This window comes from Clostridium muellerianum (assembly GCF_012926525.1).
GTDB lineage: Bacteria > Bacillota > Clostridia > Clostridiales > Clostridiaceae > Clostridium_AM > Clostridium_AM muellerianum.
In genome coordinates this window covers 1-26298 of sequence record NZ_JABBNI010000022.1, presented here as the reverse complement: position 1 = coordinate 26298, position 26298 = coordinate 1, and the positions used below count along the sequence as shown (strand labels likewise).

Annotated in this window: 19 protein-coding genes and 3 riboswitches; all 19 genes read left to right on the top strand. The window is 31.1% G+C overall.

Annotated features, from left to right (window positions below):
* The first annotated feature begins 70 nt into the window (after positions 1–70).
* The 19 genes from opp1B to HBE96_RS12090 all read left to right on the top strand — a co-directional run bounded on the left by opp1B (position 71) and on the right by HBE96_RS12090 (position 25566).
* Positions 71–1000 carry a nickel/cobalt ABC transporter permease gene (gene opp1B / locus HBE96_RS12180; RefSeq protein WP_169298029.1) on the top strand — a complete coding sequence of 310 codons (930 nt, stop codon included), beginning with the start codon at positions 71–73 and terminating at the stop codon, positions 998–1000.
* 1 nt (position 1001) lies between these two features.
* On the top strand, positions 1002–1850 hold the full coding sequence (gene opp1C, locus HBE96_RS12175) for a nickel/cobalt ABC transporter permease (protein ID WP_169298028.1): 849 nt from the start codon (positions 1002–1004) through the stop codon (positions 1848–1850).
* Positions 1850–2677 (top strand): ABC transporter ATP-binding protein, encoded by an 828-nt coding sequence (locus HBE96_RS12170; protein WP_169298027.1) that lies wholly within the window; start codon positions 1850–1852, stop codon positions 2675–2677. Before opp1C ends, HBE96_RS12170 begins: the two co-directional genes overlap by 1 nt.
* On the top strand, positions 2662–3420 hold the full coding sequence (locus HBE96_RS12165; protein ID WP_169298026.1) for an ABC transporter ATP-binding protein: 759 nt from the start codon (positions 2662–2664) through the stop codon (positions 3418–3420). Before HBE96_RS12170 ends, HBE96_RS12165 begins: the two co-directional genes overlap by 16 nt.
* Before the next feature lie 485 nt (positions 3421–3905).
* Positions 3906–4928, top strand: a complete 1023-nt coding sequence (locus tag HBE96_RS12160; protein WP_243186924.1) for an MATE family efflux transporter — start codon at positions 3906–3908, stop codon at positions 4926–4928.
* Positions 4929–5287: 359 nt separating this feature from the next.
* Positions 5288–5527 (top strand): DUF8180 domain-containing protein, encoded by a 240-nt coding sequence (locus HBE96_RS12155; RefSeq protein ID WP_169298025.1) that lies wholly within the window; start codon positions 5288–5290, stop codon positions 5525–5527.
* A gap of 252 nt (positions 5528–5779) precedes the next feature.
* On the top strand, positions 5780–5932 hold the full coding sequence (locus tag HBE96_RS12150; protein ID WP_169298012.1) for a hypothetical protein: 153 nt from the start codon (positions 5780–5782) through the stop codon (positions 5930–5932).
* 129 nt (positions 5933–6061) lie between these two features.
* Positions 6062–6595: an ECF transporter S component gene (locus HBE96_RS12145; protein ID WP_169298024.1), complete on the top strand. Its 534-nt coding sequence runs from the start codon at positions 6062–6064 to the stop codon at positions 6593–6595.
* A gap of 33 nt (positions 6596–6628) precedes the next feature.
* Positions 6629–7228: a class I SAM-dependent DNA methyltransferase gene (locus HBE96_RS12140; RefSeq protein ID WP_169298023.1), complete on the top strand. Its 600-nt coding sequence runs from the start codon at positions 6629–6631 to the stop codon at positions 7226–7228.
* A gap of 200 nt (positions 7229–7428) precedes the next feature.
* Positions 7429–7608: riboswitch (cobalamin riboswitch) on the top strand.
* Between the two features lie 293 nt (positions 7609–7901).
* Positions 7902–11420, top strand: a complete 3519-nt coding sequence (locus HBE96_RS12135) for a cell wall-binding repeat-containing protein (protein WP_169298022.1) — start codon at positions 7902–7904, stop codon at positions 11418–11420.
* A 70-nt stretch (positions 11421–11490) separates the two neighbouring features.
* A riboswitch (cobalamin riboswitch) is annotated at positions 11491–11682 on the top strand.
* 235 nt (positions 11683–11917) lie between these two features.
* Positions 11918–15835 carry a cell wall-binding repeat-containing protein gene (locus tag HBE96_RS12130; protein ID WP_169298021.1) on the top strand — a complete coding sequence of 1306 codons (3918 nt, stop codon included), beginning with the start codon at positions 11918–11920 and terminating at the stop codon, positions 15833–15835.
* 64 nt (positions 15836–15899) lie between these two features.
* Positions 15900–18359 (top strand): Ig-like domain-containing protein, encoded by a 2460-nt coding sequence (locus tag HBE96_RS26325; protein WP_281064345.1) that lies wholly within the window; start codon positions 15900–15902, stop codon positions 18357–18359.
* Between the two features lie 145 nt (positions 18360–18504).
* A complete protein-coding gene (locus HBE96_RS12120; RefSeq protein ID WP_169298020.1) occupies positions 18505–19443 on the top strand; it encodes an energy-coupling factor transporter transmembrane component T in 939 nt (312 codons plus the stop codon).
* Complete coding sequence (locus HBE96_RS12115; RefSeq protein WP_169298019.1) at positions 19424–21049, top strand: ABC transporter ATP-binding protein; 1626 nt, start codon at positions 19424–19426, stop codon at positions 21047–21049. The genes HBE96_RS12120 and HBE96_RS12115 overlap by 20 nt, the downstream gene beginning before the upstream one ends.
* Positions 21046–21771, top strand: a complete 726-nt coding sequence (locus tag HBE96_RS12110) for an ECF transporter S component (protein ID WP_169298018.1) — start codon at positions 21046–21048, stop codon at positions 21769–21771. The genes HBE96_RS12115 and HBE96_RS12110 overlap by 4 nt, the downstream gene beginning before the upstream one ends.
* Entirely contained in the window at positions 21758–22519 is a 762-nt protein-coding gene (locus tag HBE96_RS12105) for a DUF4430 domain-containing protein (RefSeq protein ID WP_169298017.1), read from the top strand. Before HBE96_RS12110 ends, HBE96_RS12105 begins: the two co-directional genes overlap by 14 nt.
* A gap of 50 nt (positions 22520–22569) precedes the next feature.
* A complete protein-coding gene (locus tag HBE96_RS12100; RefSeq protein WP_169298016.1) occupies positions 22570–23799 on the top strand; it encodes a prenyltransferase/squalene oxidase repeat-containing protein in 1230 nt (409 codons plus the stop codon).
* 31 nt (positions 23800–23830) lie between these two features.
* Positions 23831–24517, top strand: coding sequence for an ECF transporter S component (locus HBE96_RS12095; protein ID WP_169298015.1), 687 nt, complete (start codon positions 23831–23833; stop codon positions 24515–24517).
* A gap of 281 nt (positions 24518–24798) precedes the next feature.
* Positions 24799–25566, top strand: a complete 768-nt coding sequence (locus HBE96_RS12090) for a DUF4430 domain-containing protein (RefSeq protein WP_169298014.1) — start codon at positions 24799–24801, stop codon at positions 25564–25566.
* 107 nt (positions 25567–25673) lie between these two features.
* Positions 25674–25860: riboswitch (cobalamin riboswitch) on the top strand.
* Positions 25861–26298 lie beyond the last annotated feature (438 nt).

Here is a 26298-nt window from a genome sequence, read left to right as displayed (position 1 = left end):
ACATTAAGAAAACTGTAATGTTTATTTTTATTGTGGCGGCCCCTTTCTATTAAGTTTTAGGAGATATAAAATGAAAAGTTATATAAGGAAAAGGATACTGAGTGTAATACCTATATTGATTGGAATTTCATTTCTATCATTTATAATAATTAATCTTAGTCCTAGTGATCCTGCAGAGGTTGCTCTTAGAGCAAATGAAATAGTACCAACACATGAAGCAGTTCATGAAATGAGAGAACAATTAGGTTTGGATAAACCTTTCTTTGAAAGATATACAATATGGTTAGGAAAAAGTATTAAAGGTGATTTAGGACAAAGTTATGTAAATAATAAACCAGTTATAGGAGAAATTAAGGAGGCACTTCCAGCTACCCTTTATTTAGCAGCAGTAGCTTTAGTGACTACTGTCTTATTTAGTGTGTTATTGGGAGTACTCTGTGCTGTTTATGAAAATAGTATTGCAGATAAAATAGTAAGAGGATTGGTATTTTTAGGTACTGCCATGCCAAGTTTTTGGGTGGGACTTCTTTTAATATGGATGTTTTCAGTTAAATTAGATATTTTCCCTACAAGTGGAATGAAAACAATAAATTCTGTTATTCTTCCGGCAATAACTCTAGCTCTTACGTATATTTCAACCTATGTAAGATTGATTAGAAATAACATGATACAAAATAAGCAGGAAAATTATGTCCTCTACGCAAGAGTTAGAGGTCTTAAGGAAAGTACTATTATAAAGCATGTATTTAAAAATTCACTTCAATCTTCAATTATAGCTCTTGGTATGTCAATTCCAAAGCTTATAGCTGGTACATTTGTAATAGAAAATATTTTTGCATGGCCTGGTATAGGTAGATTATGTGTAACAGCTATATTTAATAGAGATTATCCTATTATACAAGCGTATGTACTTATTATGGCAGTAATGTTTGTATTTTGCAATTTAATAGTTGATATATTTAGCACGTTAATTGATCCACGAATGAGAAGGGAGGCATAATATGATACTTTGGAAGAGATTAAAATCAGACAAACTTGCGGTGGTTTGTATTATAATTCTATTTGTGATTTTGCTAGCTGGTGTTTTAGCTCCAGTAATTACTCCAAACAGTCCTATAGAAACAAATATAACACAAAAATTTCAATCTATGAGTATGAAATATCCATTTGGTACAGATCAATTAGGGAGATGTTTATTTTCGAGAATATTATATGGAGTTCGTACAACAGTTATTTTATCAATATTAACCATGATAATAACTATCTTAATAGGCACTATTTTAGGCATGATTTCAGGATTCTTTGGTGGATTTGTAGATGAAATTATTATGAGAATTTGTGATATTATGCTGTCATTTCCAAGTGAGGTTATGATACTTTCAATAGTTGGTATACTTGGACCAGGACTTTTTAATGTAATAATTGCAAATATTATAGCTAAGTGGGTGTGGTACACACGGATGATAAGATCTATAGTTTTGCAGTATAGAGATAAAAATTACATAAAATTTGCAAGGGTATCTGGCTGCAGCACATGGCATATTATAAAAAAACATTTAGTGCCTGGTGTAGCAGGTGAGATTATTGTACTTGCAACTCTTGATACAGGATGGGTTATTTTAAACATTTCAGCATTATCATTTTTAGGATTGGGAGTACAGCCGCCAATTCCAGAATGGGGAATGATGCTAAATGAAGCCAAAAATATTATGACCACTCACCCAACTCAAATGTTACCAGCTGGTATTGCAATACTTGTTGTAGTTGCAGCTTTTAATTTTTTAGGAGACAGCTTGCAGGTAGCTTTAGATCCTAAAAAACATGGTAAATTGAAAGAGGTGATTAAATAATGAGCTTGTTAGAGGTAAAAAACATTTCTGTAGAAGATGTGAAAACTAAGGAAGAAATAGTTAGTAATGTGAGCTTTAAACTTGAATCTAATACTTGCTTGGGGATTGTGGGGGAAAGTGGAAGCGGTAAATCCATGACAGCAAAAGCAATATTAGGTCTTACAAATCCATGGCTTAAGGTTAGTGGAAGTGTAAAGTTTGATAATATGGACTTGTTAAAAGTTAAAGGTGATACTATTCGTAAAATTAGAGGCAAACGTATATGTATGATACTTCAAGATGCAATGTCAGCTTTTGATCCTCTGTATACTATTGGATATCAAATGATTGAAACCTTATGTGAAAATACAAATGTTTCAAAAAAGGAAGCAGAAAGTCTTTCAGTTGATGCTTTAGAAAAAATGTGTATTAATGAGCCTGAGCAAGTGGTTAAGAAATATCCACATCAGCTTTCAGGAGGTATGCTGCAAAGGTGTATGATTGCACTATCCATGTCCATGAAGCCCGATATTATAATAGCTGATGAACCTACCACAGCACTAGATTCTATTAATCAACGTGAAGTGGTGGAGGAATTTAAAAGACTTAGAGAAGTAGCAGGTACAGCAATAATTTTTATATCTCATGATTTGGGGGTTGTGCAGTATTTAGCTCAAGATATACTTGTAATGAAAAATGGAAAATGTGTGGAGTATGGAAATGCAAGTAAAGTTTTTAAAAATCCTGAGCATGAGTATACTAAGTATTTAATTGATACTCGATTAGAGCTTACGGATTCATTCCGTAAAGCCATGATTTTGGAGGATGAAATATGTTGCTGCAAGTAAAAGATGTTTATAAGAGTTATTCAAAAATTGGTTCATTTAGAAGCAAAGATAAATTAAGTGTTCTTCAAGGAATTAGCTTTTCTATAGAAAAAGGACAATGTGTGGGACTTATTGGTGAGAGTGGAAGTGGAAAAAGCACTCTCAGTCGTTTAATATTAGGACTGGAAAGACCAAATAATGGAAGCATATTTATTGAAGAACAGCCTGTTTGTAAATGGATAAAGGAAAATCAGGGACAGATGAGTGTAGTATTTCAAGATTATACTTCCTCTACAAATCCTCGTTTTACAGTAAAAGAAGTTATAGCTGAGCCAATGCTTGCTTTTGAAAAAAAAGATAAAATTAAAGAGAAGGTAGAAGAGCTGTTAGTTAGAGTAGGATTATCTAAAGATGTAATGGACAGATATCCACATGAACTAAGTGGAGGACAGCTTCAGAGAGTTTGCATTGCAAGGGCTATTTCTACAAAGCCTAAATTTATAGTTCTTGATGAAGCTATTAGTTCACTAGATGTATCAATACAAGCTCAAGTAATTAAACTGCTTAAAAAATTGAAGGAAGATTTAGATATGACATATTTATTTATAGCTCATGATTTACAGGCAGTTGCTAATTTATGTGATCAGGTTTTGTTCCTGTATAAAGGAAAAATTGTAGAGAACATTTCTAGTAATAACCTTGTAAATGTAAAAAGTGAATATGCACAAAGACTACTTAATTCAGTTATGCCTTTTAGTATATAAATTAATTGAAGTTTCAATCACAACTTTTGAAATTACCCAAATAGCTTAATTTAGAAACTTATGGTGCTAAAAGTATAGAATATTACTTTATTATATACAGAAATAAGGAGCAGATATAGCAAATGCGTAAGAAAATTGATTTACATAAAATATTTACGGATAAAAGATATATAGTTCTTTTAGCTACATTATGTACATTTTTATAGGGAAGTGCATATCTAGCGATCAAATTAGGATATGACTTTTTTATTATATAGGAATTTTCTATTTTTTTGAAGAAAAAAGCATGCCGTGAGGCGTTGAAAACAAATGATTACGAGATTTGAGGAAAATATTACAAGTAAAAAATTATAAGTTGGGTTGATGCAAAAAAGGCGTCCCAGAGGACGCTTATGTTCCTAATATAGCTACAAATGATCATAGGTAATTATAAATAAATATTACACATATAATTTTAAGTGTATATTAATTTATTAGGAAATAATATGCTTAAAATAAAAAATGTTTATAGTGTAAGAAACTGGCTTGATATAAAGACTATTAAGATAATTATGCCTCTTGCAATTCCGGTTATAATAGAGAATATTTTCCAAGCTTTGCTTGGTACTATAGATACTTATTTTGTAGGAAAATTGAGTTCTAATGCTATTGCAGCTGTTGGAATTACTAACCTTATAATGAATATATATATTGGCTTTTTTACTGCTGTTGGAATAGGTACCACTTCTATTGTTTCAAGAAATATAGGATTAGCGACCACTCTTGCCCGTATAATTTCAGTTATAATGCTTTTTACTAGTGTTTGTAGGGATAAAACAATTATAAAATTAAATTTATTTAGTAAATGGATAATAAATAAAAAATTACTAATATCAATAGGTAAAATAGGAATACCTGCTGGAATAGAAAAATTAATAATGAGATTTGGACAATTAGTTTATGGTGCAATGATTATTGATTTGGGAACTTCAGCTTATGTAGCTCACAATATTGCAGGAACTATAGAAAGTTATTCATATCTTCCAGCTATGGGATTTGGGATAGCAGCAGCTACGCTAATGGGAAATAATTTAGGGGCAAACAAACCAGAGAAAGCTAAAAAATATGTTTTAGCAGCAAACACTTTATCAACTATATTTATGGTTATAATAGGTGTTTTTTTTTATACTATGTCACCATCTTTAGCAAAGTTATTTACAAGTGATAAACAAGTACAACAATTAGTAGTATCAGTATTAAGGATAATAGCATTATTTCAACCATTTTTATCATTAACAATGGTTATATCCAGTACATTACAGGGAGCGGGAGATACAAAATTCTCTATGTATTCTACGTTTTTTGGAATATGGGTAATAAGAGTTGGAGTGGGATATTTATTTGGTGTAATATTTAATTTTGGATTAGTAGGTAGTTGGTTAGCATATTCTCTTGATATAAGTATAAGGGGCATAATATTATTGCTAAGGTTTTTAAACAATAAATGGAGAAATATAAAAATTAGTTGATAGTTAAATGAAGGAGCATTAATTTTAGTGTGTATAGGGATATGATTTGTTAATAAGGAATAAAATTTTTGAGATAAGCTGCATAAATAGTATCAAAATGAATCAGTTATAGTATTTTTTATCAAATTAAGAGTAATATATTTTCAAATTGATACAATTCAATATTTAAGCTGTGTATATTAGGGATTAAAGCATTGGTATGTAAATTGCTTTATAAATAAAGGAATACAGTTTGAAATAAATTTATATATTAAAGAACTAAACCCTAAAATTAAAAAATACTTAAGAGCAGCCCTCCTGCACTTGGGTATTTTTAAATTTCAAATTGATGAAAAAACATAAAGAGAAGAGGTATACTTATGATTTACAGTAAAGAAAATGAATACAAATATCATCATGATTATGAACACAATCATGATAAAGGTCAACACTCACATGAAGAAGGATTTAAAGAGTGGGTGGAAAAAGCAAAATTAATGGGGAAATTAGAAACTGCAGAATTTATACAAAAAGCTATAGAAGCAATGCAAAAAGCAGATGAGATGCTTAAAGAAGCTAAGAAAAATATTATAATCTATTCCGTGAATATTAAAGGTTAAAGTATTGGCATAAGAATTGCTTTGCAAATAAGTACAGTTTGATGTAAATTTCAAATTCCCAAAACCTAATAACTCTAAATTAAAAAATACTTAAATGCAGTCCATCTTGTACTTAAGTATTTTTTTTATTTCAAAATGATAAAAATATCACATTGAGACTAAATTGCGTATCGTTTTGATAAATGTGCATAATAATGCAATATATTTAAACAGGTGATGATATTGGCATAAAAAATGCTTCATAATAAGTATATGTTTGATAATATGACAAATGTAGGAAATTATAGATGGACAGACATGAAAAAAGGTGTTAAATTTCGCGATAATACAGAAGTTAAGGCTGAGGATGTTATTTTCACTATAAAAAATATATTGAATGACAAAGTAAATTCGGGAGCTTGGTGAGCAGCTGTGTTTTCAGGTGTTAGTATAGTGACTGCGATGCCTTGCATTAAGTTTATTGGTGAGTATTTAAAGAAAAAGGTTACTTATGCATAGTCAAAATAAATGGATAAAAGAGAGGGGGTTTTATATATGAAAAGAGTTTCAAATTTACAGCAAATGATAAGAGCATCTTTGCTTATAGCATTAGGATTGATACTACCTTATTTGTTTCATGGTATAAAAGATGCAGGGAGTATATTTTTGCCAATACATATTCCAATTTTAATTGGAGCTTTTGTTTTAGAACCTTATTATGCATTATGTGTAGGCGTTCTAACTCCATTACTTAGCCATATTTTCACAGGTATGCCGCCATTTCCGTTTGTTTATATAATGATTTTCGAACTTGCGTCTTATGGATTATTTATTTCAATGTTTTATAACAAATTTAAAATGGGCATTTATCCATCATTGATTTCAGGTATGATTTTAGGAAGGCTAGTAAATATATTAGGGAATTTTGTATTGCTCCATATTATAATGAGTAAGCCTTTTAAATTGGGTTTAGTGGTAAGTGGACTCTTTTTTAAAGGCCTACCTGGTATATTAATGCAGATTATATTAATACCAATTATAGTATATGCTGTACAAAAGTCTTTAAAAAGTAATACAGCAAATTATTAGATTTTTTAATGGATATAAAGGAAGGATAGAATTATGGAAAACAGAGAATTTTTTAATGATATAGCGGAAAAATGGGATAGTATTTGTTGCCATCCTGAAAAAAAAGTTAAGTATATTTTCGATAAGATTAATTTAGAAAGAGGAAGTAGTGTTTTAGACATAGGAAGTGGAACAGGAGTAGTTATACCTTATATAGAAAAAGAAATTGGAATGGAAGGTAAGCTAACTGCATTAGATGTATCTGAAAAAATGATAGAGATATCTAGGAAAAAACATAGTTATAATAATTTAAACTTTGCAGTGGAAGACTTTTATCTTTATTCATGCATCAAAAGATATGATTGTATAATAGCTTATTCCTGCTATCCTCATTTTACAGATAGTAAAGCTTTTTTTGAAAAAGCGCATTCTCTGCTCAAAAAAGATGGAAAGATAGTCATTGCTCATGTTGAAAGCAGGGATAAAATAAATAGCAGACACAATGAAATTAACCACAAAATTGATTCTAATACTCTTGATGAAGTAGGGATTACTTTGAGCATTATGAGAAAAGCTGATTTTGAAATTATCTATGCTGAGGATAGTTCAGAATACTATATATGTATTGGTAAGAAAGTAGAATCTTATATATAAAGATACTGGTAAGATGGCATTTCCATTTTTTACAGAAAAACTGGTGAAGCTTTAAGAATAGTTTTAAAGGTATGGAATAGAAGCGGTAAAAGAATGTGGAATATAGTTTTGTTGAAAATATGCACAATTTTGAAACAAAACTATAAAAATGTTGACTTTTTACATATTAGGCAATATACTTAAAAAGAGGATTAAAAAAATTAATATTAATATCTTAAGGTGCTTCAAAATGAAGATAATAGGGAAAAAGGTTTGAAACCTTTACAGCCCCCGCTACTGTGAGTAGGGATGAAATCTAGTTAACACTGGCATACTGCTGGGAAGTTTGGAGAGTAAATTGATCTACGAGTCAGGAGACCTGCCTTAAAGTAATTGACGACAACTTCGGTGGGAAGTGTGTGGTAATATTTGTTTACATAAAAGTTATATAGTTTATTATTAATTTTTTATTAATAAGTACTATTCTAATTATGTAAGTTCAATATGATATCATAAAAGCCTGCAGATTGCTGCAGGCTTTTTTTATGAGAAATTTCTCGGAAAAGTAAAAAAAGAAAATCATGAAATTATAAAGGTGTGAATAATTTTACAACATAATGTCATCGAGGCAATTATTATATTTTCTAATATTAGTTTGCTAAAAAGGATACGACAAATCAAAGGGGGATTAAAAATGAGAGAGAAAGGGACAAGGGTATTAGTAAGTGCTGTATTTATGTCAATATTTTTTATTGTAGCTTTCTCAGCTGGTTTAGTTAGGGCAGCTTCAAGGTCAGTTACAAGAATAGGAGAAGCTGACAAATACGCAACAGCAGCTAAAGCTGCTACAACAAATTGGAAAACCAGTGACAATATAATATTAGTTTCTGGTGAAGGATATGCAGATGCAATAAGTGCAACATCATTAGCTAAGAAATTAGATGCACCTATATTATTGACTGCAATAGGAACATTAAATACATATACAGCAAATGCTATAAGCACATTAAAAGCTAAAAACATATATATCGTAGGAGGAAATGCTTCAATTTCTCAAGATATAAGAACTGGATTGAAGAAAAATTACAATCTTATAGAATTAAGTGGAAATAGTAGATATGAAACAAATGCAACTGTAGCACAAAAATTAGTTGAACTTGGTGCGGATTGTGGTGATGTAATTATGGTTGGGGGAGAAGGATTTTCAGATGCTATTTCAGTAGTTCCAATAGCAGCAGCTAAAGGAAAAATATTGTTATTAGGAAACAATAATGCAGATTCAATGAAGTCAGTTCTTAATTTTATAAGCAATAACAAATCAAAAGTTACCGTAGTAGGAACAAAAAGTGTTATAGATGATAAAATTTTAAATTCTTTTAGTGGCACAAGAATTGATGGTGGACAAAATAGATTTTATACTAATTTAAAGGTTTTAAAGTTGTTTAAGGACAATATTAAAGTGGACAAATTATATGTGGCAAATATAAGCGGTGATGAATACACAGATGCATTAGTAGCTTCTTCTTTAGCAGGAAGAACATCATCACCATTAGTATTAATAGATGAACAAGGAATATCAGCGACAACTAATGCTATGGCATATATTAAAGCTTTTGCAACTAAAAAAACTGATTTAACTGTTATAGGAGGAACAAATGCCATCTCAGAATCAACATTGAATGATATAAATAAAGCATTAAGTGCTTGTGAAGCTCCAACAGGAGAGCTTACAGTTCAGTTAATAGAGGCAGTTAGTCTTAATCAAATTGAAGTTCATTTTAATACAGAAATTGATAAGGATTCTTCTAAAAATGTAACAAATTATAAAATAGACGACTCTCAATTAACATCTGCGGATAACTATGGAAAAGCATTAGATGAAAATAGTGCAGTGGCAACGGCACTGGATAATAATACAGTTTTAATAACCCTGGCAAAACCAAGAAAGCAACTTGATAATGTAAAAGTTTCAGTGAATAAAGGAATATTAACCTTAGATAAGAAAAATTATGTAGCTGGTTTTGAGCAAAATGTATTATTTTATGATATTACAGCCCCTACACTGGAATCGGTAACATCACGAGGAAATAATCAAATAACTGTGAAGTTTTCAAAAGCAGTTAATATGAAGAATGTTAATAGTATAAAAAGCAAATTTAAAATAGATGGACTGAATATTGGAAGTTATGCTATGAACAGTGATTCAGATTTGACTAAAATTAAGAATCCTATGATAGCAGAAGAAAAAAATTGGTCAGAAAAAATTGTATTCTATTTTGATTCACCAATTAAAAGTGGAAAGCATACATTAGAAGTTTTAGATGGATATGAAGATTTATTGATAGATGCTGCTGGAATTTCTGTAAAAGGAGAAAGTAAGAATTTTATAATAGATAGCAACAATACTATTCCATTAATTAAATATATAAAAGAAGCTGAAAATGGAGAGGTTGATATTATATTTGATAGATCAATGGATGTAAAAACAGCTAAGGATAAATCAAATTATGAAATAAACGGTAAGAAAGTATCTGATATAGATGGAGCCAGCATAAGCACTTGTAGTGGAGGTACTGTAGTAAAACTTAAACATATAATGGATGGTACAATCAAAGCTGGTTCAAATATAATTTATATAAGCAGTAATGTTAATGATGCTTATGGAAATAAGCTGAAGGATGATAGTAGAATAAGCTTTGAGCATCCTAAAAATGAAATAAAACCAACTGTTACAAAGGTCACTGCAATTGACAGCGAAACTATTCGTGTGCAATTTAATAAAATTGTTAATTATTCTTATGCCACAAGCATATCAAATTATGAATTAAAAGATAGTAAAGGTGTAGATATAACGGAACATATTGATAGAATATACAATTCTAAAAGTGAAACTATTAAAAGTAATACAGATATTTATGATATTAAGTTAAAAAAATTTAATCCATCGGATTCTAAGGATGACTGGAGACTAACAGGCTCAAAATACAATCTTACAATTAAGCATATTGTAGATACAGAAAATCCTTCAAATATGATGAAGGATTATACTGATACCTTAATAGGTACTGATAATATAGCACCAAAGGTAATAGGAATATATTATAGACAAAATAAGTTTCAAGGAAAAGATGGAGTAGTTGTATATTTCAGTGAAGCTATGGATTCAAAAACTATTACAAATAAAGATAATTATAAATTCTTAAATGGAGAAGGAGATAGTAACTTATTACCAAAGAATGCAAGTATAACACCAGGTGGGGATAATAAAAGTGCAGTAATACAATTTCCTTCAAGCTATAAGTTTAAAATAAGTGTTGCAGGAGATAGTAGTATTAACACTGGTATGAGCAATGATGTGGTTAAAATACTAGTATTTAATGTGAAGGATGAAGCTGGAAATGTATTAAGTGGCATCTCATATTCAGATAAAATATATGTTAATACCTATGGAGCACAGGTAAGAGCTAAAACAATTAAGGTTTATTATGATGGAGATGACTTAAAAGCAGATGTTCAATTTAACAGAGGTATAGATAATTTAACTGCCAATGATTTTACATTAGGAGGGATATCACCAACGTCTGCAAATTTTTCAGGAGATAAAGTAACACTTACATTTAAGTATGGATATGCTGCTACTGAAGATGAAAGAAAAGCAGCTCCAGTGATAAGCTTTGCCAATGGAAAAACTAATAATAGTAAAAATACAACTAAAATAGATCTGATAAAAGCTCAAGGACAAAAAGCATATCTTGGAATAAAATCAAATGCTAAAACAACGGATGAAACTGGTGCACCTGTAGCTAGTTTATCTGATAAAGCAGGAAATAGTCAAAATACAATATATGATTATGAGACAGCTCCTAAAACTATTTCACGTTATTGGAGTGCATCAAGGGATGGCAATTCAGGAAAGGTTTATATGACATTTGATACAGTACTGGATGAAAACAGTGGTATAGATACAGATGATTTTATGTTTACAGGTAGTGATGGAACAAATTTGAAAGCCGATTCGGTAAGAATAAATGGTAATACTATTATATTTACATTTAATGATGCATCAGCCTTTAATAATAAAATTGGAATAAGTGTTAAAAGTGCATCATTATCATCATCAATAAGAGCACAAAGAGATGCTGTTGGCAACTATGCTAATTATGTGCCATCAAGTAATGATATAAAAGAAAGAAGTGTAAATGTAACATTTTAATAGTATGTTAACTTTTTACATTTATAGAAGTACACTCTAAATAAAGTAATAATAAGTAGAAATATAAAATTGAATAATAATAGTATTAGGTGCTGACATTTATTGAAAATGCAGTTAAAAGGGAAAGTGGAAGAACCACTGCAGCCCACCGCTACTGTGAGGATGATGAAACCTTATTATGTCACTGGATAATTCTTATCTGGGAAGACAAGGGAGTAAAATGAATCTGAGCCAGGAAACCTGCCTAGTATCTTGTTGATTCTTTCGGAGGGAAAGGTATATACAAAGAAACATTATTTATAATAGATGAACATTACAGGTAATGTCTATAATGAATGCAGGTGGGCTCTTTCGTGGGCTCATTTTTTATGCAGTTTTTACTAAATTTGTTTAGTATTCAAATAAATAAGGAGGTCAGTAGCAATGAAAAATTTAATCACTTAAATATTTTTCTTGAAAATTAATGCTTTACTTGAGAAAACTTAGGGGGGGACAATATGAAAAAAATAATTAGCAAAATAGTACTGCTTTTATTTATGTTCAGTATTACTTTATCTAATATTGGTAATGTACATGCTGATGAAGCTATAGGTAAAAGTAGAATTTTTGGAAAGGACAGAATTGAAACTTCTATAAAAATAAGTGAAAATGGATGGCAAAATGGTACAGATACAGCTATCATAGCTCAAGGCTATGGGTATGCAGATGCACTTTGTGCAGCACCACTTGCTAAAAAGTATAATGCTCCTATATTACTTACAGATAAAAGTGGATTGAATAATGAAACTATTAATGAGTTAAAAAGACTTAAGGTTAAAAATGTTTTTATAATTGGAGGAAATGGAGCTTTATCCTCAAATGTAGAAAATCAATTAAAAAGTTTAGGAATAAATCATATTGAAAGATTATGGGGAAAGGATAGATATGAGACTTCTTTAAAGATAGCTGAAAGTTTAGGAGAAGTAAATGGTGTTGTTGTTACTTCAGGAAATGGTTATGCAGATAGTTTATCCATAGCACCTATTGCTGCTCAAAAAGGAATGCCCATATTGCTTTCAGATAAGAATGATCTTACCGATGGGATAAAAAACTATATAAAAGATAAAAACATAAAAAATGTTTACATAGTTGGTGGAACTGGAGTTATAGATGCAAAAATTCAAAATGGTTTGTCTAATGCTAAAAGATTAAGTGGACAAGATAGATTTGAAACTAATCTTGCTATAATGAATGAATTCCAAAAGGAATTAAAATTTGAAAAAATATTTATAGCAGATGGAGATGGAGTAACTGGATATGAATTTGCTGATGCACTTTCAGGAGCAGTTCTTGCAGCACAAAACTCTTCGCCTTTAGTTCTTGTTTATAAAACTATGCCAGCTAAGACTGCAGAATTTATAAAAGCTAAGATGTCTAACAAAACACAGCTTATAGCCTTAGGTGGTGAGGCTGTAGTAGCAGATAGTATATTAAATGGATTGATTGATTTATTTAATGGTAAAACTGTTCCTACAACAACACCAACTAATACGCCAACGTCATCTGGTGGCAGTTCATCAGGAGGTTCTTCAGGTGGGTCCTCAGGTGGATCTTCAGGGGATAAAACCTTTACTATGACAATTACTAAAAATAATGGGGCTAGTACAATAAAAACATTTACTATGACCATAGACAAAGATAAAGCAAATGAAAATTCAATGGAATATTTAAAGAGTGTAACTAAAGTAACTGAACTGCAAGGGCCAGGCTTTATAAATGGTATAGATGGACTTTTAAATGTATTTTTAAAGGATCTGCCAATTTCAGATAGAAAAGCAGGGTATTATGGTATTGATTGGTTTATATATTTAAATGGAAAACTTACACCAGTAGGTGCAACTGGAGTATATCCTAAAAAAGGAGATACATTAAATTTTGATTATCATGAATGGGATTGGCATGCTTTAGTAGCTCCAGAAACTACAACAATGCCTTTAAATATAGAAAAGGTACCATCTTCGGTTAACTCAGGACAATCCATAAAGCTTAGAGTTACTTGCGTATATAGAGGTGTTTATAATGTAGCAGTAAAAGTAGATGGTAAGCAAGTAGCAGCTACTGACATAGATGGATACGCTACAATAGCTATAAATGGTGCGGGAACACATAAAATAACAGTAGAAAAGGATGGAGCATCAAAGAGTAAGACCGTAACAGTTGCGTCAAGTGGACATGATGATCCAGATATAACTGATTTAGAATTAAAGACAGTAGGTCAAAATTATGATGGAAACGCTAGTGGAAATAAAAGTGAAATAAGTGGAAACGTAATCATTTCTGCAAATAATGTTTCGTTTCAAAATGTAAAGATTGATGGAGAACTTATAATAGATCCAGGTGCAGATGGAAACAGCAATATTACAAATGTTACTGCAAGTAAGATTGTTGTAAAATCTGGAGGAGTAAATAGTATTCACTTTAGTAATGTAAAATCAGATTTAATTGAAATTAACAGTATAAGTAATGTAAGAATTGAAGGAAAAGATGAAACTCAAATAAAAAATACACAGGTAGTAAATAGTTGTGTACTTGATGCAGTGGATTCTAAATCATATTTTGGACAAGTTACTGCTGAAAACAATGATAAAAATGATTGTGGTACTTTAGAGTTAAGAGGAAATTTTTCAGATAACATAGAGGTAAAGTCCAATGTTAAACTAGTTGCTTCAACTAATGCTCCTATTCCAGAAGTTAAAGTGAATTCAGATTCAAAACCAAACGTAAAATTCCAGGGTAAATTTGAAAATGTTAAGGTTGAAAAAGAAGCAACAATAGAAGCAAATAATGCTCAAATATCAAAAGTTGCTGCTGATGCAGATGTTACTATAAAGTTCAATGATAGTACTTCAAATGTAGGCAGCATTGAAAAAGCAAAAGATGTTAAGGTTGAATGTAAAGATAAAGATAACAAGGATATAAAAACAATACCAACAGAAGAAAAAAAATCAGTTTCTGTATTAGGAATAACTTTGGATAAAACAGAAGCAAGTATTACTGAAGGAGATACATTACAGTTAACAGCAGCAGTGAAGCCAGACAATGCAACAAATAAAAATGTAACCTGGTCAAGTAGTGATACATCATCAGTATCGGTAGACACAGGAGGAAAAGTAACAGCAGTAAAAGAAGGTATAGCAACTATAACAGCAACTACAGCAGATGGTAATAAAACAGCAGCTTGTATTATAACTGTAACCAAGCAAAAGCCTTCAAAGGATACTTTTACTTTATTAGTTACCAAGGATAATGGAGCTGCGACATTAAAAAAAGAAACTATGACAATAGATAAAGACAATAAAAATGAAAATGCAATGGAATATTTAAAGAGTATATCTGCAGTTACTGAATTGCAAGGTCCAGGATTTATAAATGGTATTGATGGGCTATTAAATGTGTTTCTAAAGGATATGCCTATAGAGGAGAGAAAGGCAGGTTACTATGGTATTGATTGGTTTATATATTTAAATGGAAGTCTTACACCAGTAGGCGCAACTGGTGTGCATCCTAAAGCAGGGGATATCTTAAAATTTGATTATCACAAGTGGGATTGGCATGCTTTAGTGGCACCAGGAACTATAACAATGCCTTTAACTTTGGAAAGTTTACCATATTCTATTAAATTAGGAGATTCTATAAAGTTTAGAGTTACGTGTGTATACAGAGGAGTTTATGATGCATCAGTAAAAGTAGATGGTAAACAGGTGACAACTACTGATATAGATGGATACGCTACAATAACTGTTAATGGTTTAGGAACACATACAATAACAGTAGAAAAAAATGGAGGCTCCAAAACTAGGACTGTAAATGTTACTGGCAGAGATGAACCTACACAATTAATTCCAGTAACAGGGGTTAGCTTAAATAAGACAGGTGCCAGTCTAAAAGTAGGAGAAGTATTACAGCTAAATGCAGCAATACAACCAGACAATGCTACAAATAAAAATGTAACTTGGACAAGTAGTGATACAACAGTAGCAACAGTAGATGGAAGTGGAAAGGTAACATCACTAAAAGATGGAACAACAATTATAACAGTTACTACAGCAGATGGTAATAAAGCAGCATTTTGTATTGTAAAAGTAACTAAAGGACAAGTTCCAACAACAGATACAAATCTTATCAATATACCTGGTGATGTTAGCTTAAATATAATAGAAACAAAAGAAGGCAATATAAAGTTGCAAGGAAATAGTAAGAACAGCAGTGATATTATTGCTATAACTTTATATGATGAGCAAGGAAATTTAAAATATATTAATCAGATAACAGGATCTATGAATGTGATTACAAAACTTGCTTCAGGAAAATACCATGGATATATAAAAGCTTCAAGCACAAGCATAGTTAATATAGGTGAATTTGAAGTTAAATAAATTAATTTAATATAAAATAATTCTTTAAATTTAAAATTAAATAACTTTTAAGAGGGGATGCAATATGAAAAACGTCAAGGGGAAAATTATTTCTATATTTATGACTTTTATTATGTTAGTAAGTATATTAGGGATAAATGTAGGAAATGTTTTTGCAGATGAAAGTAGTAATGATATAAATGTAAATGTATCAGTAACAGGGGTAAGCTTAGATAAAACAAAGTCAACTCTTGCTGAAGGAGATATAGTACAGTTAACAGCAACAATAGCTCCAGATAATGCAACAAATAAAAATTTAAAATGGTCAAGTAGTGACGAAACAATAGCAACAGTGGATACAACTGGGAAAGTAACAGCAGTAAAAGAAGGAACATCAACTATAACGGTAACTACAGAAGATGGTGAAAAAACAGCAACATGCAGCGTAGATGTGACTAAGAAACAGGTGTTGCCAACAGATAATACTTTTACCATGTTGATTACTAGAGACAATGGAGCTAGTACAATAAAGACTTTTACTATGACTATTGATAAAGACAAGAAAAATGAAAATTCCATGGAGTACTTAAAAAGTGTAACTAAAGTTACTGAATTACAAGGACCAGGCTTTATAAATGGCATAGATGGATTGTTAAATGTATTTCTAAAGGATATGCCTATTGAAGATAGAAAAGCGGGGTATTATGGTATTGATTGGTTTATATATTTAAATGGAAGTCTTACACCTGTAGGGGCAACTGGAGTACATCCTAAAGCAGGGGATATCTTAAAATTTGATTATCACAAATGGGATTGGCACTCTTTAGTAGCACCAGGAACTAAAACAATGCCTTTAAAAATAGAGAATGTACCATACTCTTCTATTGATCCTGGAACTCCTATAAAACTTAGGGTTACTTGTGTATTTAGAGGTGTTTACAATGTATCAGTAAAAGTAGATGGTAAAGAAGTTGCAACTACTGATATAGATGGGTACGCTACAATAGCTATAAACGAAGCAGGAGAGCATACTATTAGAGTTGAAAAAGATGACGCCTATAAAGAAAAGAAAACCACAGTAAAAGCAGTAGAAAATAAAGTAACAGCAATAGACTTAAATAAAACAGAATCAACTCTTACTGAAGGAGAAACAGTACAGTTAACAGCGAAAGTACAGCCAGATAATGCAACAAATAAGAATGTAATTTGGAAAAGCAGTGATGAAACAATAGCAACAGTAGATGCAAGCGGAAAAGTAACTTCGTTAAAGAAAGGGACAACAACAATAACAGTTACTTCAGCAGATGGACAAAAAACAGCAACTTGTAATGTAACAGTTGCTAAGGTAGAGAAAAAAGACTATACAAAATCTATAAATAATCTTATAGATGGAATAAGCTCAACTATAACAATTGATAACTGTGATGATTGGTTAGCACTAGGACTTAATAAAACGGGAAAGAAAATACCAGAAGGGTATCTTTCAAAATTAGAGCAAAGAATAAAAGCGGCTACAAAAAATGGAGTATTAGATTTAGGAAATCCTACTGAATATGAGAGACTTACTTTAGCAGTATTAGCATGTGGAGGTAATCCCACTAATATTGCAGGACAGAATCTTATAGAAAAAATATATAACAACAATAATATGGCTGATCAGGGAATAAACGCTTATGTATTTGGGCTTATAGCTTTGCAAGCAGGAAACTTTAATATACCTAATAATGCAGTATGGACTAAAGAAAAATTAATTAATACAATTTTGAGTTATCAAGAGGATGGTGGATGGTCATATGGTGGTGGTTCAGCAGATCCAGATATGACTGCTATGGCTGTTTCAGCATTAGCTCCATATTATAGTACAAATGCAGATGTAAAATCAGCTGTAGATATTGCAATAAGTAGATTGTCACAAATTCAAGATGCTAATGATGGAGGGTTTGCATCTTATAAAACAAAAAATAGTGAAAGTTGTTCTCAGGTTATAATAGGTCTTTGTGCTAATGGAATAGATCCTACTATAGATGGTAGATTTATAAAAAATGGGAAAAATCCAATAGATGCACTTTTGACTTTTGCAACAGGTGACAATAAAGGATTTGGACATGCAGATAATACTATAAATGGTATGGGCACAGAACAGGGATTAGAAGCACTAGCAGCATATAAGCTTTTTAAATCAGGAAAAGGATCTATATATTCAGGGTTTACTATCAAAAAGCCAGATAGTAAAACTATGAAAATAACCAATATAACAACAAAATCAGAATTTAGTTTAGGTGATGATGCTAAAATATCCATAAAGGTTGAGAATAATTCTGATAAGGATCAAGATGCATCATTAGTATTAGCATTATATGACGGTAATGGTGAATTTGTCGATTATGTATGCGGAAACCAGACTATTAAAAAAGGAGATTCATCTATTTTAACTAGTATGTTAAAGCTTCCATCACAAGGAGTATACACATTAAAAGGTTTTGTATGGGATACTTTAGAAGCTATGAATCCACTTTCGGATATCATAGAAATACATGTTAAATAGAAAAATTTAAAAGTGAACTTTAGAGAATGGCTATTTTATTAGTCATTTTCTGAAGTACTTTATTCAATGGCTGGCACTTATAATAGTTACATTCTATTTAGATGAGAGGTATGAGAAGTGCTTGATAAGGAAGTGAAAAAGGAAAATGTTGAAAAATAAAAATACAGTTTTAGTGAAGAAAGGTATTGCAGAGGATAAAGCTAAATACTACAAAGATTTCAAAGTATATCATGTACTAACTGCTACTCTTATTTTTATATCCATGATAATTATGATATTTTCTAATGATAATCCTGTAATATTAGCATCTGTTTATGTTTTTATTGTATCAATGATAATTTGTTCTAGAGAAAAACGGAAGTTTAAAACAGGTTTTTACTACTTTATACCAATTGCTGTTTTGATAGTAGTGATTAATATGTTTTTTGTAAGCTCTGGAAGTATTACTCTTTTTTATCTATTTCATAAACGATTTACTTTAGAAGCAGTAGTATATGCTATAGTTTTTTCTTTTAAGTTTCTAGCTGTTATATATATCTTTCTAATATTTGAAAGCATGATCGATACTGATAGAGCAGTATCCTACTTTTCTTCAGTAATGCCAAAGTCAACACTGATGCTTATGATAAGCTTTAAACTTATACCAAGCATGAGAGACAGATTTAAGAATTTAAAGGAAATATATGAAATTAGAGGAGTAAGGTTTAACAAGAAAAAATCTAAAGAAAAGACTGCCAGTTACATTCCTGTACTTTCAATATTATTGGAGGACTCTATGGAAGGCTCCTTTGCAATAGGAGAAGCTGCTTATGTAAGAGGATTTCTAAGTGGAAATAGGAGTGTGTATGAAAGACAGAAATTTTACATTAGAGATTACAAAATAATAGTATTAAGTATTGCTCTTATTATATTTTATGGAATAGCAGAATTTAAAAATTGGGTAAAGTTTAATATATACGATGGAGTAACCATTATAAACTTTATAAACATTGGTATAGCTGCAATTTTTGCATTTGTTGTATGTATTACTTTACTTGTAATCTTTAATAGTGAGGAGAAGAAAGATGGCTTTTATAGAGATTAACAATTTAGAATTTACTTATCCTATGGAAAAAAAGAAATCCCTTGTAAATATAAACTTATCCTTAGAGAAAAATTCCATTCTTCTTATAGCTGGAAAATCTGGGTCTGGTAAATCTACTCTTGCGAGAGCGGTAGTGGGGACTGTTCCTAACTTCTATGGAGGGACTATAGGCGGTGAAATAAAAATAGATGGAAAGTCTTTATGGGAAATGAAGCATAAAGAGAGGTCAAGAGAAGTAACTATGGTTTTTCAAGATCCAGAAAGGCAGCTTATGATGAATAAGGTACATAGAGAAGTGGCTTTTGGATTGGAGAATGTTGGAACTGATGAAAAGGTCATAAAAAGAATGGTTTATGAAGCACTTCAATTTTTAGGAATACTTCATCTTGCAGAAAGAGATATAACCTCTTTATCAGGAGGAGAAAAGCAAAAGGTAGCAGTTGCATCTGCACTTGTATATATGCCTAAGTGCATAATTTTAGACGAACCTACCTCCCAATTGGACCCTTCGGCAGCGGAAGAGGTTATGAATTTAATAAAAAAAATAAATGAAGAATTAGGGATAACCATAATTGTCATTGAACACAGAGTAAACAGGTGGTTTGATGCGGCAGACTCTATAGCTATTATGGATAAAGGAAGATTAAAGTTATTTGGAAATAAAGAAAATTTTTATAATAACTGTAGTGAAGATCAATATATTTTTATGCCAGATTATTTGAAATTTTTGAAAAAGGCAAATTTCAAATCTATGCCAAAAAGTTTTAAGGACGCCAGGATAAGATTTTTAAATAGTGATATAAAAATTAGAAAAGAAGAAAGTACACCTAAAGAAAAAAATGCTGAAAATTTACTTGAAATAAAAAAGATGAGCTGCAAATATTATTCTAAAGAAGTTTTAAGTGATATAAATTTCAAGATAAATAAAGGTGATTTCATAAGCATAATGGGAGCTAATGGTGCTGGAAAAAGTACTCTTTTAAAAACTATTATGGGCATTAAAAAGTATAAAGGTTCTATAAAGCTTCATGATGATAATGTAAAAAATATGGATATAAGGGAGGTAGCTAAACATATAGGATATGTTTCTCAAAATCCTAATGATTATCTGTCAAAAGATAGTGTTTATGATGAAGTTAGATTTACTATGGATAACTATGGTTCATATGATGGGGCGGTAATAGAAAAGGTTTTAAAGGATCTTGAAATATATGATGTTAAAGACAAGAATCCAAGAGATTTGAGTGGTGGACAGAAACAAAGAGTTGCCATAGCATCTATTTTAGTATTAAAACCAGAGATAATATTACTGGATGAACCTACAAGAGGGCTTGAAAGTGATCTTAAAGATAGATTAGGCAATATATTAAAGAAACTCAATGATCAGGGAACAGCAATTATACTTGTAACTCATGATACAGATTTTGCTAGTAAATTTTGTACAGGCTATATGATTATGTTTAATGGCAGAATTATAGCAAAGGGAGCAAGAGAAGATATTTTAGGACAGGGCATATTTTATACTACATCCATTAATAAGCTGGTAAGGGATAAGGATAAAAACATATTTACTTTAGAAGAAGCCTTAAGAAGGTGCAGCTTATGAAAAAGCTTATAATTTTTCTTACTGCTGTTATTATTTTCATTATAATGGCATTGACAGTTAAAAGCTCCTTTGAAGCAGGGGTATCTATAATTTGCACCTTAAGTGTGTTTTTAATACTATTTATGAGCTACTTCTATTTTGAAAAATCTAATGCGGGTACAAAGGAAATTGCTGTTATTGCTACTTTAAGTGCTTTTGCATCAGTTTCTAGAATGGCCTTTGCGCCTATTCCAAATGTAAAACCTGTAACTTTTCTTGTAGCATTAACTGGTTTTGTGTTTGGTCCCTATGAAGGTTTTTTAGTAGGAAGTACTACAGCTTTTTTATCTAATATGTTTTTTGGTCAAGGACCTTGGACACCATGGCAGATGTTTTCCTGGGGAGTAGTAGGAATTATAGGAGGCTTTTGGGGAAAAAGAAATAAAAAAGTATCAGCTATGAAATTCTCAATAGCTTGTTTCTTTCTTGGTGTCATGTTTGATTGGATTATGGATATACAATATGTAGTGGGATTTGTAAGACCTCTAAATATATGGACTTTTCTAGGAGGATATATGTCTGGTTTGACATTTGATGTTTTACATGGAGGAGGCTCTTTTATATTTTCAATAATTTTTTATGATAGCTTTCTTCCAGTACTACAAAGGTATAAAAGAAAACTAGATGTAAGTTATATCAAGAATAATAAAAAGTTGGGAGGGGTTAGTTATGGACAAAAATAAAAAGAAATATCTAATAGCTGTAGCAGCTTTTATTGTGTTTTTTGTTATGTTTGTATTTGGAATTAAAGCCCAGAGAATGTATGCAGAAACTCTTACAAATAAACAAGAAGCTGCTCACAAAGTTGAAAGTAAAGTTGCTAAAACTAAACCAAAGACAGATAAAACTGTAAAAGAGAATGCCAAAGCACAAGATGTAAAAAGCAATACTGCTGCGTTAGCTCAAACAGCTGCAAAAGCAGATGAAAGTAAAACCAAAACTAAAGAAGAGGTTTCAAATTCCAGCCCAAGTAGTGCAAGTACTTCACAAAAAAGTCCAATAGTGAAAGCAGCATCTAGTGTAAATGTTAAGGTTAAACCAGAAGATCCTGATAGTCAAATGACTTTACAGATAATTGATGCAGTAAATGGAAATAAAATGATTTTACAGAAAGACATCAGCAGCATGGATGGTGAAACAGTAGGATATATAACAGAAAGAATTTTAGATGATGCCAGGATAAAATTTAAAGCTACAGGATCTGCATCTACTGTATATTTTGCTGCTATAGATGGTCTTGAAGAAAAGAAAGCAGGAAAGATGTCTGGATGGTGTTATTATGTTAAGAAAAATGGTGACGCTAGATTTCACAAACCCAATGTAGGAAGTGGACAGTGGATATATCATAAAGGTGATGTGGTGGTTTGGAAGTATCTTGCAGATGGAATACATGATGGATATGAGGATGATTGGGGTAAAAGTAGTTTTTAAAAATGAAATCCAATAAAAATTTAAAATATGTTAAAGAGGAGTGGATGTAAATGTCAAAGGGAAAAAGTAAGTATATACTTATAGCAGCAATAATAGCTTCAACCATTTTCACTAGTGGTGCTGTTAAGGCAAAAGAATTAAATAGAGAAACTACAGATGCTCATAAATCATGGAATTTAGAATTTAATCAGGATGTAGATTTTAATGATGAAGCTAAAAGTAATATAACTGTAGTAGATAGTAAAGGAAATGTTTTAGTTACAAATATAAGACTAGGAAATAGTAAAACCATAATAGTTGATGCTCCTAAGGAAGGATATAAACTAGGGGAACACTATGTAATAAATATAAATAATAAGCTTCGTTCTAAAAAAAATAAACAGTTAAAGGAAAATGTAAAGTGTAATTTTATAGTAAATGCTAATGAAGATATTTATGGAAAAAAAGTAGATAATGCACTGCAGCTTGGAACGAATAAAATATTGGAGGAATTTAAAAAAGGTTCAGGAGACGATTGGGAAGCACTAGTCTTATCAAGGTATGGAAAGGAAGTTCCTGCAAACTATTTAAGTAATCTAGAAAGTAATTTAAAAGCTTGTAATGGTATTATGGGTCAACCTACGGACTATGAAAGAACTACTTTAGCTTTAATGGCTATAGGAAAAGATCCTACTAATTTCAATGGATATAACTTGATAGAAAAAATATATAACAATGGAGATATGCAAAATCAAGGTATAAATGCCTATATTTTTGCACTTATAGCTTTAGATTCTGGTAAATTTAATGTACCAGAAAATGCTGTTTGGACAAGAGAAAAGCTTATAAATGAAATATTAATGGGTAGAACTGAAGATAAAGGATGGTCCTATGGTGGAGATACTGCAGATCCAGATATGACAGGGATGGGACTTATAGCTTTAGCACCTTATAAGGATAGAAGTGATGTAAAAACTGCTATAGATCAAGCAGTAAATAGGCTTTCTGCTATACAAAATGCCGATGGTGGTTTTTCTTCATGGGGAACGGTTAATAGTGAAAGTTGTTCTCAGGTTATTATAGCTTTGTGTGCTAATGGAATAGATCCTACAGGAGATAAGTTTACTAAAAATAATAAGAATGCCTTAGATGGATTACTTCAATATCAGGTAGATGGTGGTGGTTTTTATCATACAAAAGAAACTGGATATAATGTTATGGGAACAGAACAGGCGCTTCAAGCACTTGAAGCTTACAAAATGTTTAAAGAAGGAAAAGGAGGCCTATATATTTTTAAATAAAGAAAGCATTTAAAAGAGAGGTAAGCTCAATATGAAAAAGCTTATAATTACTTTTACAGCAGTTATTGTTATATTTCTTATGCTAATAACATTAAATAAGGATATGCAGACGGGGATTTCTTTGATTATTACATTAGGAGTGTTTTTCATACTTTTTATGAGTTATTTTTATTTTGAAAAATCTAACTCAGGTACAAAGGAAATAGCTATAATAGCAACTTTAAGTGCCTTTGCAGCAGTTTCTAGAATGGCTTTTGCGCCTATTCCAAATGTAAAACCTGTAACTTTCCTTGTAGCACTTTCTGGTTTTGTATTTGGTCCCTATGAAGGCTTTTTAATTGGGAGCACTACAGCTTTTTTATCCAATATATTTTTTGGTCAAGGACCTTGGACACCCTGGCAGATGTTTTCATGGGGACTTGTGGGAATACTATCAGGAATATGGGGAAAAAGAGGAAAAGGAGTTTCTGCTGTAACATTTTCCATAGTATGTTTTGTGTTCGGTTTTATGTTTGATTGGATTATGAATGTATGGTATGTATCTGCTTTTATAAAACCCATAAGTATTAAAAGTATTATAGGAGCATATATAGCAGGTTTGACCTTTGATATTTTACATGGAGGAGGATCCTTTATATTCTCCATAATTTTTTATGATAGTTTTTTACCAGTACTGAAGCGCTATAAGATGAAGCTTGATATAAGCTATATCAAGTGATTCTTAGACTCAGGTGGAGTTTGCTTGTAAGGAATACCTCTTACCTGAGCAAGCTCGTAAAATGCCATTTAGGCATTTTACCCATCTGAGTCTTAGAAGAACTTATCCAGGCGCGTAGCAGTGCTTATCCCCCAGTTAAGTAGAGAGCCAAAATCTATGATTTTGTGCGAATCACTTACTCCTTCGACAATAGGAGAAGGAGTTTTATATAAAGAAAGCAGGGGGGTATTAGCAATGGTAGCGATCGGATAAATTTATAAAAATTAGGTGGGAATTGAAATATGAATAAAAATAAAAAGAAATATGTAATAGCAGCATCAGCTTTTGTTATCTGTTTTCTTTTGTTTATTTTAGCTGTTAGAGTACAAAGAATGTATGCTGCTAATGTTACTAATGAACAGTCAACTTCTCAAAAAAAGCAGAGCAATACTACAAAAAGTGAAGCTAAAAAAAGTATAGATGTAAAAAATGAAAAAGAAAATAAAAAAGAAGATAAAAAGGCCGAAGACAGTTCTACTAAAGCAGCTGCTGCTAAAAATAAGGAGAGTAGTAATACACAAACAAGCACTACAGCAAATATATCTGGTGCAAGTAGTTCCAGCGAAAGTAATACACAAGCAAATTCAGAAGTTAAGCCATCTGCTGCTGAAAATATAAAGGTAAAACCAAGTGATCCAGATGAACAATATTCATTTCAGTTTATTGATACAGTTAATGGAAATAATGTGTTTTTGAAAAAGAATGTTGATAATATGGAGGGAGATACTGTAGGCTATATTACGGAAAAACTTTTAGATGAAGCAAAAATAAGTTTTAAGGCAACCGGTTCAGCATCTACTATATATTTTGCTGCTATAAATGGACTTGAGGAGAAAAAGGCAGGAAAGTTGTCTGGATGGTGTTACTATGTAAGAAAAAAAGGAGAAAACGAATTTGAAAAACCTAATGTAGGAAGTGGACAATGGATATATCATAAAGGAGATATCATAGTTTGGAAATATCTTGCTGATGGAATACATGATGGTTACTCTGACGACTGGATGAAATAACTTAATTTGTCATAATATTAGAGTTTACAATAATTTAATTAAAATTTTATAATTTATTGACAAACGAGAGTAAAAGATGTAATATTGATATAAAGATATTTACAAATTTAATAATATTTGGTACAGGCTTCCCTGATGGGAATTAATAGGGAAAGTGGTGAAAAGCCGCTGCAGCCCCCGCTTCTGTAAGGATGATGAAACTCACAATATACCACTGAAGGCATGAGCCTTTGGGAAGGTGTGAGGAGTAAGAAGATTCTAAGTCAGTATACCTACCTGTTCCAATGGATATAGTGCTCTCGGAGGGAGAGATAAGTATCGAGCGATGTTGTGATTTTAGTTTTTAAGCTAAAACTGTATTCGTGTCGTATATTGAAGACCTTCGAAAGAAGGTCTTTTTTTATTTAACTCAATTTTTGAAGTTTAAAAATAATGCGAAGCAACCTTCTTTTCAGAGGACAATTGACAGAGGACAATGAAGGTGAGTTTTCCTCCTTTCGTCAGAAAACTAATTTATTTTAAATCTTGTTTTGCTAATGCAAAATAAGCTTGAAATTTATATAAATCAGCAATATTTCGCTTTAGCGAAATGAGTCATCAAAAATTTAATTACCTAAGTTTCGTACAAACGAAACTTTAGTAGTTTCCATATTATAGTTTCCAAAAAATAAATAATGGATAATACCAAGCCTTGAAGTATAATTTTCTTTGCAGAGAAAAATTAAGAAAGGC

What these genes read in the sequence shown, in the direction of transcription:
- opp1B (WP_169298029.1), top strand. Translation starts at nt 71, where the DNA reads ATGAAAAGTTATATAAGGAAAAGGATACTGAGTGTAATACCTATATTG.
- opp1C (WP_169298028.1), top strand. Translation starts at nt 1,002, where the DNA reads ATGATACTTTGGAAGAGATTAAAATCAGACAAACTTGCGGTGGTTTGT.
- HBE96_RS12170 (WP_169298027.1), top strand. Translation starts at nt 1,850, where the DNA reads ATGAGCTTGTTAGAGGTAAAAAACATTTCTGTAGAAGATGTGAAAACT.
- HBE96_RS12165 (WP_169298026.1), top strand. Translation starts at nt 2,662, where the DNA reads ATGTTGCTGCAAGTAAAAGATGTTTATAAGAGTTATTCAAAAATTGGT.
- HBE96_RS12160 (WP_243186924.1), top strand. Translation starts at nt 3,906, where the DNA reads ATGCTTAAAATAAAAAATGTTTATAGTGTAAGAAACTGGCTTGATATA.
- HBE96_RS12155 (WP_169298025.1), top strand. Translation starts at nt 5,288, where the DNA reads ATGATTTACAGTAAAGAAAATGAATACAAATATCATCATGATTATGAA.
- HBE96_RS12150 (WP_169298012.1), top strand. Translation starts at nt 5,780, where the DNA reads ATGTTTGATAATATGACAAATGTAGGAAATTATAGATGGACAGACATG.
- HBE96_RS12145 (WP_169298024.1), top strand. Translation starts at nt 6,062, where the DNA reads ATGAAAAGAGTTTCAAATTTACAGCAAATGATAAGAGCATCTTTGCTT.
- HBE96_RS12140 (WP_169298023.1), top strand. Translation starts at nt 6,629, where the DNA reads ATGGAAAACAGAGAATTTTTTAATGATATAGCGGAAAAATGGGATAGT.
- HBE96_RS12135 (WP_169298022.1), top strand. Translation starts at nt 7,902, where the DNA reads ATGAGAGAGAAAGGGACAAGGGTATTAGTAAGTGCTGTATTTATGTCA.
- HBE96_RS12130 (WP_169298021.1), top strand. Translation starts at nt 11,918, where the DNA reads ATGAAAAAAATAATTAGCAAAATAGTACTGCTTTTATTTATGTTCAGT.
- HBE96_RS26325 (WP_281064345.1), top strand. Translation starts at nt 15,900, where the DNA reads ATGAAAAACGTCAAGGGGAAAATTATTTCTATATTTATGACTTTTATT.
- HBE96_RS12120 (WP_169298020.1), top strand. Translation starts at nt 18,505, where the DNA reads ATGTTGAAAAATAAAAATACAGTTTTAGTGAAGAAAGGTATTGCAGAG.
- HBE96_RS12115 (WP_169298019.1), top strand. Translation starts at nt 19,424, where the DNA reads ATGGCTTTTATAGAGATTAACAATTTAGAATTTACTTATCCTATGGAA.
- HBE96_RS12110 (WP_169298018.1), top strand. Translation starts at nt 21,046, where the DNA reads ATGAAAAAGCTTATAATTTTTCTTACTGCTGTTATTATTTTCATTATA.
- HBE96_RS12105 (WP_169298017.1), top strand. Translation starts at nt 21,758, where the DNA reads ATGGACAAAAATAAAAAGAAATATCTAATAGCTGTAGCAGCTTTTATT.
- HBE96_RS12100 (WP_169298016.1), top strand. Translation starts at nt 22,570, where the DNA reads ATGTCAAAGGGAAAAAGTAAGTATATACTTATAGCAGCAATAATAGCT.
- HBE96_RS12095 (WP_169298015.1), top strand. Translation starts at nt 23,831, where the DNA reads ATGAAAAAGCTTATAATTACTTTTACAGCAGTTATTGTTATATTTCTT.
- HBE96_RS12090 (WP_169298014.1), top strand. Translation starts at nt 24,799, where the DNA reads ATGAATAAAAATAAAAAGAAATATGTAATAGCAGCATCAGCTTTTGTT.